The organism is Gluconacetobacter entanii, assembly GCF_003206495.1.
Lineage (GTDB): Bacteria > Pseudomonadota > Alphaproteobacteria > Acetobacterales > Acetobacteraceae > Novacetimonas > Novacetimonas entanii.
Map to the genome: position 1 here is coordinate 1 of NZ_NKUF01000063.1, position 10,329 is coordinate 10,329.

Sequence of the window (10,329 nt, forward strand, 5' to 3'; positions counted from 1 at the left end):
ATTCTTACCTCTCAAATGACGTCAATAACGACGTCGTTAACGACGGTAAGTTACCAGTCACAATCCTCAATCATAAGGCGGCCTCAAACGGCCGGTTACGTTGAGGCTGCAGGTGAACTCGAAAGAGCGTGCCGAACGTGGCCGTGCCATGCTGCAGGCTGGTCTGGGAGATCTCGTGCGCGCTCCGCTCACGCAGATCATGACGCCGGCGCAGGCGATGGAAGACCAGGGGAAGCATGGACGGGAAGTCTCGCCAGAACTGCAGATTCCGCCCGAGGAGGAAGCCCGGATGATCGGGCAGATGCTGGAGCGGCACTATCGGCAGGTGCTTGATGAGCCAGTCCCGGCCCTGGGGGATCTGACGCCGCGCCAGGCCGTCCAGACAGCCTCAGGGCGTAAAAAGGTGGCCATCTGGTTGAAGGATATCGAAAACGCTACGGTCCACGCCCAAGGGAGTGGCGGTGCCATGGCTGCCTACGATTTTGGGTGGATGTGGCGCGAACTCGGAATCATCAGGCTCAGGAAATAGTCCGCTTACGCCCTATCTCAGACGTAGAGCAAGCGCCTACGTCTTTCCGTAAGCGGACGTTTACTGTCTGTGCCGTCAGAGGTAATGTAGTCTGTCCGTGTGAGAGAAAGGTTTTCTCCCGTCATCGGCAGCAGAGAAATTTATTCGCACCCCTCTCCTTATCAGCAACTTAGACTTTGTTCCAAAACGTATGCGCGACGAGCGATGGGCTTGATGAGGACAACTGCACACCTGACCAGAACAGGTCGATTCACCGAACGCTCGCAGGGTTACGTCGGTTCAGAATTTGCTATTGCTTCAAAAATAAATCTTGCGACTGCAGCAGCTGAAATGGCAGCGGGATTATGCCAATCATCATTCTTGAACGCGTCGCAGTAATCGACAATTCCACGGAATACCGCAATTCTTGCGGATCTTGACCAACCAGCATCCCGAAGTCCGGCCGATTCCATCTCCACGGCTTTTATTTTATGTTTATCCCTGAGTTCATCACGTATTTCTGGGCTCTTTAAAAGCGTGTTGCTTGCTGCAACGCCACCAAAATGGACAATGGAGGGAGAAAGCTTTCGCCTCGGATCGTCTGCACGCTTCAAGACCCTTTTGTTTTTGCCGTGCAAAATATCTGGCGGGAAATCGTTTGCGCTTAGTCCGTATTCATTAAGGGCTTTGTCCCGGAATTCGATCCATCCAGTGTCGAAACCTGACTTTTCTGACTGAAACTGCTTCACAAACTGGTTGAGCTCGTATGACACGCGCTGAGAGAGAGCGCGGTTCTCAAATGTCTGGTCCGGATTCATCTTTCCGAAATCACTTTCCCAGACCGAGTCTGCAATCACGATATCGCCAAGCCTTATATCCTCCTTAGCGTCATTAGGTCTCGGACAGCCACCGGCTATCCCAATCATCCAGAGACGCTCAGGGGCACAGGAGCGTAGGAAGTCAGTCGATGCGGATCCAGCTCTTGTATTCCCCATCTCTGACAAGACCCCGACAACGATTTTCTTCTGTTTACCCCTGACTTCGAAGTTAATGAGCTTATAGACGTTAGGATCGTCTTTAAAGCGCTTGATTTCTCCTTTTCCGAACACGGCTTCCACTGCCTCACGTTCCTTAGGGAGTGCAGTTAGGATTGCGAGGTCCGCTTGGAACCTCGCCGTTGCCATCTCGTGCACGGGCAATGGAGCGTAACCACTTGTCTGCGACATGTTAAAGGCCTCTATAAAATCTGTGTCATAGCAAAACGTATCAAGATGACTGATCGAACTCCGGAGAATACGGTCTAATATTCGTTTCCCACGACATACCTTCACCAGCATGGAGAAGTCTATATCATCCTTTGGATTTCCAGATGGGATGGCCTCGCCACCGAGATGGTTCATATTTTGAAACACGGATGCCTTGAATTCCGTTACGTAGCTGTTGAAGTAATGGTAGTTTATTGTCTGGTGAAGAGTATTCGTTACATTGATGTTTTTCGACGGAAGAGGCAGCAACGCTTCGACGTGCTTTGCAATGAAGGCTTCGCCCCCAAGCTTCTCGGGAACTTCGATGAATGCACGCGCAAAGGCCGTTGGCGACATTCCTTCCGGCTTCCAAACATGAAGCTCGTCCACAATAGACCCTGTTTCAGCATCCTTGATCCAAGATCCCGTTATATCCTTGGTAGCGCTTCTTTCTCGTCGCTGCCAGCCAGCGGCTTGGTCTAGGATGCTAGAATACAGGGTATGCTGCATTGATCCCGTTCGGTACTGATCGGCCTTGCTCCATCGGAACTCTTCAACTGAACTTCCGCTGCCGACCAAATTAAATCTGTCGCCGATGTCGGAAGCAAAAAATGGCTCTAGGACTGACCGGGCAATATCCGTTTCATAAAACGATGCAGCAGGGACAAGGATTTTTTTGCCCGTAATGATCGATATTCGGACCGCCAAGTCCATTTCGGACATGACCCGCTGGGTCCGGGCATAGTTCCCACGCTCTTCAAGAAAGTGAAGGTCAAAAAAATGGAGGAACAGAATTCTTGGGTGAATAGATCCTGGGGCTAGGACCAAGGAAAGTTGAGTTGGCTTCGATCGTGACGGCATTGTTCGTGGTATTCGCTCACAAGTGGCTCAAGATTCCCATTGAGGTCTCTCACACCCCAAGCGTTCAGTTCGTCACTGTATCCAGATGGCATTCCGTTCATTATGAATATTTTCTTTGCATCGGCAAAGGCTATAGCAATCTCAGCAAATGTATTGGGGCCGATATAACTCTTGACGCCTCTCTTATTGAAATTCACAACAACTATACCAATACTTTGCGGATCGCGAATTTTATTTATATGGGATCTAGACACTCCGCGCTTAAACCGATTGTATTGTTCTTGAGTGCCGTATTCAGATGTCAGATCAACGTCATCGGGCAACACAGATACAACATTGCGTGTGGCGAGCAACTCCGAAATTCGCATCATGTCGGGAATGAATGACATGCTGCCGCAAAGCACGAACCTGCGTACGAATGGTCTCGGACTCCTATTTTTGCGGACATGCGCTGGTGAGGCGACGTTCCCCATCAAAAATCTCCCCCACATCGGACTGATATAGCCACGAAGGCTTTTCTAGCTTCTCAACGAACCGTATCACAAACTCATCTGGCGGCGCCACATTCACGGCGGGGATGTGAACGGGCAAATCATTCGGATGTTCAAAAAAATAAATTGGCTGCTTGCGCTGAATTATACGCCCAACTTCATAACAAGTTGTTTTGCCGACGTATCCATTTTCTCCCGTAACTACATAAACGACGTCTGCGGAAAAAATGCGTTCAAGTGTTGCGGTCTGGATTTCCGCATCCGTCATTTCAGCCAAATCTGTTTCGAAACGGACAAATTCAGTGCCGCTGACAATCTCTGCCCCTGAAGGGGAGGAGACGTTTAAGCCTGCTGTTTTGAAAGTCGTAAGGGTTTTAATTACCTTGGGGTAATTTTCCTTTCTGAAGCTTCCAATGAGCGCTACTGTCTTGATCGACAAAATCCTACCACCATAATTATGACCCTGAAGGGCTTAAAGCGCCGCTGATACTGCGGCAAGCCTTGCGCGATGCGCCTATATTCCATTGCATTGCAAATTATGCAATCTCAAATTATGACAAACCCTATAAGCTAAATTCTGGTTTCAGCCGCCAATAAATTCTGGAGATCAGAGGTGAACCCAGCGAGAGGTCAAGCTTCTAGAGTCTGTCTCGAACGGCCAAATGTTGTCAAGGCGATCCGCGTTACAGGAGAGTAGAAACGACTGGGGAGGAATAGGGCGCTGTAATAAACGGCAATGGCGCAAATGACTGCTTTTTGACTGCATTGCCCGACAGCCGACATTCCTCTTTCCCCCCAATCATGACCCTTCGAGCGTATCGGCTGGACAGGACGGCAGCACGTGCGCGAGATAGCGCGAAAGCTGCGGCTCCAGTCCGTCAGAGGGAAATATCCCGGCGATGTAACCGTCCGGACGCACGAGCACCCACTGACCGGGTTCGACCCCGTACGCTGCGACGATATCGCCATCTTTGTCGACGAGTTCATGCCCCGCGCCAACGGTGACGATACGGACGCCCGCGATGGCCGACGGCCGGTCGTGCGGCTGGTAGCCGAGCAGGGTCCAGTGAGCCCCTTGAAAAACCGTGAACAGCCGTGTCCGTTGCCCGGCCTGTCCACGACAGGCCGCATCGGGTGCGCGATCGCCCGCCTGCACTCTGCCGCACACCGAACCGGGCGTGCTCAATGATGAGCCGCGATAGCCGAGGTCGAGTTGACGCGCTTCGCGATCGCGCTGCATGGTGCCCTGCTTTGCTTCACCAAGCAGCCGCGTCGAGAGATGAAGCATGTTCGACGCGATCGGCCGGCGCTCCGCCTCGTAGCTGTCGAGCAGCGCTTCCGGCGCACCCGCGAGCACGGAGGCCAGCTTCCAGCCGAGATTATAGGCGTCCTGAACGCTGGTATTGAAACCCTGACCACCGGTTGGCGGGTGAACATGAGCGGCATCCCCCGCAATGAAGACGCGTCCGACCCGGTAGCGATCAGCCAGACGTGCATTCATCGCATAAACCGAGGACCAGGACACCGAACGGACGGTGATGTCCTCTCTGCCGGTCCGGACCTCGATGAGCGCGGTCAGTCCGGCCGGAGACAGGTCGATCTCCCCGTCCAGTGCCACGGGCGCTTGAACCTGGAACAGATCGGTTCCCGCCAGTGGACAGATCATCACCTGTGTCGCCGGTGAACCGAGCTGGAAACGATGCCAGACGGACCGATCAAGACCCTCCAGCCGCACATCGGCAACAATCGCACGCACACCCAGTGCGTCTCCCGGAAAACCAATAGCCAGGGCATGGCGCACGAAGCTGCGGCCGCCGTCGGTTCCGACGAGGAACCGGGCGCGGATCATATGCTCGCCGGTTTCCCCTCGCATCCTCGCCGTTACGCCATGTGCGTCCTGTTCAAATCCGGTCAGCCGTGTGCCGAAGCGAGGATGATGCCCTAGCTCGGCAAGCCGCTCCCGCATGACGGCTTCGGTTGCAAACTGCGGCAGCATCAGCGGCGCGGCGTAAGGTTCGGCGGGAGTGGGGAAGACTTCCGCCTCCGTCAGAAGCGACAGTTTATGGGTTCCATCAGGACGATACTGGCACAGCGGCGGGTAAGGACCGCCTGCCGCCGCCACGCGGTCGACGAAGCCGAGATCCTCGAAGATCTCCATCGTCCGGGGCTGGATGCCTTTCCCGCGCGATCCGTTGAACGGCTGCGTGTTCTGCTCGATCAGTCGGAACGAAACCCCGCGTCGGGCGAGGTCAATCGCAAGTGTCAGGCCTGCTGCCCCGGCACCCGAGATCAGGACGTCTGTATCGAAGGACACTGGCAACTCCGCGAATCAATGTGTAATATTCACGTATCTCAGGTCACCGTCCAGGGCAACAAAAAGCGTGAATAATACACATGATCCTGATATCCTGCGCGGACTGCATGCCGCGATCATCGATCTGGTCGATGAAATCAACCGGCCGCGTCGGGATGATCGACTGATCGAAGAAGCAGGCATTCCACTGGATCGCGCCCTGTTTCCGCTTCTGGCGCGCGTAGGGCGTTACGGTCCTGTCGGTGTTGTCGAACTCGCGGACCGTACAGGACGTGATCATACGACGATCAGCCGACAGATGACCAAGCTGGAAGAACTGGGCCTTATCGAGCGCCACCCGTCTGCCGCGGACAGGCGTGTTCGCGAAGCGACAGTGACTGGAAAGGGACAGGAAATGGTCGACCTGCTGAATGCGGCCCGCCAGAGGCTGGCGAACCGCATTCTCGTCGACTGGACGGATACTGACCTCGATCAGTTACAGACGCTTTTGCGACGCTTCGCGGACGACTTGATGCGATGATAAATCCAGTGAAAATCTGTCACCAGAATCAAACCGGTTGCTTCCCTCGTAACGTCGTATGTCTTCTTCAAGAATGGAGTAGACAGGCGACAAACGCCTTCATGGCAGTCGTTCTGTCATGCTGGATGGATTCCGCAAAACGGTCGTTTTTTGCTGGAGGTACGTAGAGAAGCTTGTTTTGCCTCGAATGGCATCGACGGAAAATTGGTTTGGATGATTGATGAATATTTCCGTCATATTTTCATAAGAACTGGCAGATTCTTCCAAAAATCCATTTTCTATGTAATAATCGCGCCAGCCAGAACGCGGAACTTCATCTACGAGAATATCACGCATAAAATATTGTGATGCCTCACGAGCAATATCATCGGCCGAATACGGCATAGGGCCTTCAATGCTGTAAATGCCGACCTTATTGAGCGGGTCTGACAACAAGACAGCTGCCAGTTCCCCGACATCTTGAGGTGCGACCATCGGGACGCGTAGATGGGCGGGCAGAAGGCTGATCAGTTTTCCTGAATGCTTTGCCTGAGCCAAGGCTGGAAGCCAGTTACTCATGTAATACGCGCCACGAATAATGCAGAATGGAATTCCGGAACACTGTGCACCCTGCTCGAACTCATGCAAAACACCCAGATCACCGCAATGATTTCCTTGCCGCACATCATAAGTCGACTGGACAACGATCTTTTCAAGCTTCGTGCTGTTGAGAGCCATCAGGATCGACAGAACAGTCTTCCGTTCCTCAACGTCTGTGTTCAAGGCAGGATTTGCTGGCGGATTAAGCAGGAATGCGCGATCCGCCTGCTCCAGTGTTCGGGCAAGCGTCCTGGTGTCATGGATATCAAGCAGCGCAACAGATGCACCACGCTCGGCCCACATCGTGGCCTTGGCGGGATTGCGTATGATAACCGTCACGGCATGACCGCTTTTTAAAAGAGTTTCTGCAACGGCAGCGCCAATGTGTCCGGAAGCCCCCAGAACGGCAAACATCTTTTTTGCCTTGGTTTCGTCGTGTGACTTCATGACGTGAGAACCCTCTAACATATGCCTTACTGCCGTTATAAACGTCAGGGTAAGATGTGTCCGCTGGTTTGATTGGTACGATATGAGCGGCCGTTCTGTTTCCATCCCATTGCCGACATTTTTCTACCGGGAAAGGGGGACGGGTTGGTGTGGGGGCGGCAGTCAGAGTCAGAGGGCTGCGCGGATTTTCATGACGGGTTGAGAGGGTAGGGGAGGGTCTCCTGTCCGCCCGTCATGGAGTATTTCGCCATGGCGACCGCTATTCCAAAAATCACCCTGAGTTCGTCCCGTGACATCCCGTTCAACCGGCTGGTGCTATCCCAGTCCAACGTGCGGCGTGTGAAGTCCGGCCTGTCGATTGAGGAACTGGCCCGCGACATCGAGCGCCGCGGGCTGTTGCAGAGCCTGAATGTCCGCCCCGTCCTTGATGATGCTGGTGTCGAAACCGGCAGCTATGAAGTGCCCGCCGGTGGGCGTCGTTTCGGTGCTCTCGAACTGCTGGTGAAGCAGAAGAAACTGGCGAAGACTGCCCCGGTGCCGTGCGTGGTGCGCGAGGCCGGATCGGCCATTCTCGCCGAGGACGATTCCCTGGCCGAAAACGTCCAGCGCGTGGCCCTGCATCCTCTGGATCAGTTCCGCGCCTTCCGTGACATGCTGGAGAAGGGCATGTCCGAGGAGGAAATCGCCGCAGCGTTCTTCGTGGCACCGGCCGTGGTCAAGCAGCGTCTGCGTCTCATGACCGTGTCGGCCAAATTGCTGGATATCTATGAGCAGGACGGCATGAACCTGGAAAAGCTGATGGCCTTTTCCATCAGCGATGACCATGCCCGCCAGGAGCAGGTCTGGGAGATTGTCAGCCAGAGCCATAACCGCGAGCCCTATGTTATTCGCCGCATGCTGACGGAGAAAACCGTGCGGGCTTCGGACCGTCGCGTGCGCTTCGTCGGACTGGACACCTATCTCGCGGCCGGTGGGCCTATCATGCGCGACCTGTTCGAGGCCGATGACGGCGGCTGGCTGCAGGATCCGGCCATTCTGGACCGGCTGGTCATGGAAAAGCTGCAGGAGGCGGCTGAACAGGTCCGCGCCGAGGGCTGGAAGTGGGTCGAAACCGCCCTGTCGTTCCCATGGGGGCACACAAGGCAGTTCGTCGAGATCGATGGCACGGAAGTGCCCCTGACCGATGAAGAGACAGCCCGTCTTGAAGCCCTGCGTGCCGAGCAGGAAGCCATCGAGGCTGAATACGCCCAGGCCGATGAATACCCTGATGAGGTGGATGCACAGCTGGGCGAGATCGAACAGGCCATTCTTGCCCTGGAAGCCCGTCCCCTCGCATTCGATCCCGCTGACATGGCGCGGGCGGGGGCCTTCGTCAGCCTTGCCAGCGATGGCACGCTGCAGGTGGAGCGGGGCTTCGTCCTACCCGAGGACATGCCGACTGAGCCGGAAGAGACCGATGATGCGGGCAGCGCCGATGAATACGATCGCCCCGCATATGATGGGCAGCACCATGATAGCACAGGCCATGGTTATCAGGAGGGCGATAGCATTGCTCCAGACGTCGAGCCCGAGGAGGAAGACGGTATCAGGCCGCTGCCAGACCGGTTGCTCACCGAACTGACGGCCTGGCGCACGCTGGCCCTGCGGGATGCTTTCGCCAGCAACCCGCACATCGCCCTGACCGAACTGCTGCACATATTGGTGCGCGATTTGTACTGGCAGACACCGGGTGCGGATTGCCTGGAAGCCTATGTCCGCGAAATCTCCCTGCTGGTCCATTCACCCGACATGCCGGGTAGCCTGCCAGCTCACGCACTGCGCCAGCGCAATGAGGGCTGGAAGCATGATCTACCGGATGACGAGGATGCGCTGTGGCGGTGGATCGACGGCCTGGACGATGCCAGCCGAATGGCACTGCTGGCGCACTGCCTGTCTTTCGGGGTCAACGCGCTCTACGAGCGCATGCCCGCCTATGGCGCGGTGTCCCAGCGCAGCGTGACCGAGCGCCTCAGACGGGCAGACCGTCTGGCATCGGCTCTCAGCCTCGATATGGTCGAGGCGGGCTGGCAGCCCACGGTCGAGAATTATCTCGGCCGGGTGACCAAGGCGCGCATCCTGCAGGCCGTGCGGGACGCACGTGGCGACGAGGCGGCAGAGCGCATCGCCCACCTGAAGAAGCCCGACATGGCGCGCGAGGCAGAGCGGCTGCTCGATGGTTCGGGCTGGCTGCCCGAGGCGTTGCGCACGGTAGGAGGTGCAGAGCAAGTGCCGGTTGAAACGGCAACGGTGGACGAGGGTATGGAGGCCATCGCCGCCGAGTAACCCTTATGAGGTCTGGAACTTTGAGACAGCGGCTTCCGGGCACCGGAAGCCGCTTTTTTTATGTCCGGCGCCCCGGAAAGAGGGAGAGGGCGGCTTCGCCTTCTGTGCCGAATAACCGGCATCAGAGGAGAGTTTTCCATGACCACAGCCACCATCTGCTCCCTGCGTCCCGTGGCGCCGCGTCCGGCGGCTTCCGGATTGATTCCTCCCGTGGCGAACGCAGCACCCGCGTTTCGTCCGAGTGGTTTTCCCGCCCCGACGACGAGCGGTATCTCTCGCTGTCAGATCTGCACGCTGCCACACTTGCCCGTGCCGAGCGCGCCACCGCTCGTACGGTGGAAAGCCGCGCCATCCGCGTGGAGGCGTCCCGCGACAATGCCGAGCGTCTGACTTTGACCGTTCCGGGACAGCATGAGCCAATCGCGCCCACCCACTGGTCCTTTGGCCAGATGTGCAGTCTTGTCGGTGCGCCATCATCGTACCTGCGCAATCTTCCGGCCCCACTGGCGGCGATCAACCTGCAGCACGGGCTGCTGTCGCATCGGGCCGAACTGGTCAAGACGCTGGAGACGGAAGACGGGCGCGTGGAACTGCGTGCCGTGACCGGTCCCGATTACGGCCGCATCTTGGACCATGAACTGGTCGGCGCGGTGCGCAAAATTGCCGGCGACGGCATGGATGATACCAACTGGAAGGTGCCCGGTGTGATCGACTGGGCGACCATGACTCACAATCCCCATGTCGACATCACGAAGGAGACCACGACGCTCTACGCATCGGATCGCGATGTCTTCCTGTTCCTCGTGCGCCGTATCGGCGCGTTTCACTGAGTGTAATCAACAGATTACTTGGATTGCTGGAGATTCCAATGCTCACCCGACTTACCTTGGCTGGTAACAGCTGCAACCGGGGAAACCCGGCGGGGGACCATAGCATGTCGGGAGTAAGGCTCGGGGCCGTCCAGGCAGGGACCGTCGGGTGGAGCAATCCACCGCTCCTGCGGAAGACCTTACCGTGTCAGGGCAAGACGTGCATGGTGAATG

At 56.4% G+C, this 10,329-nt stretch carries 8 protein-coding genes and 1 pseudogene; 4 read left to right on the plus strand and 5 right to left on the minus strand.

Features of this window, described 5'->3' with window-relative positions:
- Positions 1–112: 112 nt before the first annotated feature.
- Positions 113–529 (plus strand): hypothetical protein, encoded by a 417-nt coding sequence (locus CFR72_RS15195; RefSeq protein WP_244182332.1) that lies wholly within the window; start codon positions 113–115, stop codon positions 527–529.
- 269 nt (positions 530–798) lie between these two features.
- On the opposite strand, the gene CFR72_RS15200 is transcribed toward CFR72_RS15195, so the two are convergent.
- The 4 genes from CFR72_RS15200 to CFR72_RS15205 form a co-directional block, all read right to left on the minus strand.
- Positions 799–2,475, minus strand: coding sequence for a 5'-methylthioadenosine/S-adenosylhomocysteine nucleosidase family protein (locus tag CFR72_RS15200; RefSeq protein WP_167400419.1), 1,677 nt, complete (start codon positions 2,473–2,475; stop codon positions 799–801).
- Positions 2,476–2,570: 95 nt separating this feature from the next.
- A complete protein-coding gene (locus CFR72_RS17330) occupies positions 2,571–3,002 on the minus strand; it encodes a hypothetical protein (protein ID WP_146220755.1) in 432 nt (143 codons plus the stop codon).
- 43 nt (positions 3,003–3,045) lie between these two features.
- A complete protein-coding gene (locus CFR72_RS17335) occupies positions 3,046–3,543 on the minus strand; it encodes a hypothetical protein (RefSeq protein ID WP_146220756.1) in 498 nt (165 codons plus the stop codon).
- A 360-nt stretch (positions 3,544–3,903) separates the two neighbouring features.
- A complete protein-coding gene (locus tag CFR72_RS15205) occupies positions 3,904–5,418 on the minus strand; it encodes an FAD-dependent oxidoreductase (RefSeq protein WP_208630075.1) in 1,515 nt (504 codons plus the stop codon).
- Between the two features lie 67 nt (positions 5,419–5,485).
- Here CFR72_RS15205 and CFR72_RS15210 point away from each other — a divergent pair, with 67 nt between their 5' ends.
- Positions 5,486–5,938: a MarR family winged helix-turn-helix transcriptional regulator gene (locus CFR72_RS15210; RefSeq protein ID WP_110914672.1), complete on the plus strand. Its 453-nt coding sequence runs from the start codon at positions 5,486–5,488 to the stop codon at positions 5,936–5,938.
- A gap of 99 nt (positions 5,939–6,037) precedes the next feature.
- Here CFR72_RS15210 and CFR72_RS15215 read toward each other — a convergent pair whose 3' ends face one another.
- Positions 6,038–6,964, minus strand: a complete 927-nt coding sequence (locus CFR72_RS15215) for an NmrA family NAD(P)-binding protein (protein WP_233043995.1) — start codon at positions 6,962–6,964, stop codon at positions 6,038–6,040.
- Positions 6,965–7,213: 249 nt separating this feature from the next.
- Between CFR72_RS15215 and CFR72_RS15220 the strand changes: the two genes are divergently transcribed.
- Positions 7,214–9,286 (plus strand): ParB/RepB/Spo0J family partition protein, encoded by a 2,073-nt coding sequence (locus CFR72_RS15220; RefSeq protein WP_110914674.1) that lies wholly within the window; start codon positions 7,214–7,216, stop codon positions 9,284–9,286.
- 138 nt (positions 9,287–9,424) lie between these two features.
- A pseudogene (locus CFR72_RS15225) lies at positions 9,425–10,092 on the plus strand (DUF932 domain-containing protein); the annotation flags it as partial.
- Between the last annotated feature and the right edge of the window lie 237 nt (positions 10,093–10,329).

Bases quoted from the DNA above. Each gene is read 5' to 3' on its own strand.
- CFR72_RS15200 (WP_167400419.1), bottom strand. From the start codon at position 2,475: ATGTCCGAAATGGACTTGGCGGTCCGAATATCGATCATTACGGGCAAA.
- CFR72_RS17330 (WP_146220755.1), bottom strand. From the start codon at position 3,002: ATGTCATTCATTCCCGACATGATGCGAATTTCGGAGTTGCTCGCCACA.
- CFR72_RS15215 (WP_233043995.1), bottom strand. From the start codon at position 6,964: ATGAAGTCACACGACGAAACCAAGGCAAAAAAGATGTTTGCCGTTCTG.
- CFR72_RS15220 (WP_110914674.1), top strand. From the start codon at position 7,214: ATGGCGACCGCTATTCCAAAAATCACCCTGAGTTCGTCCCGTGACATC.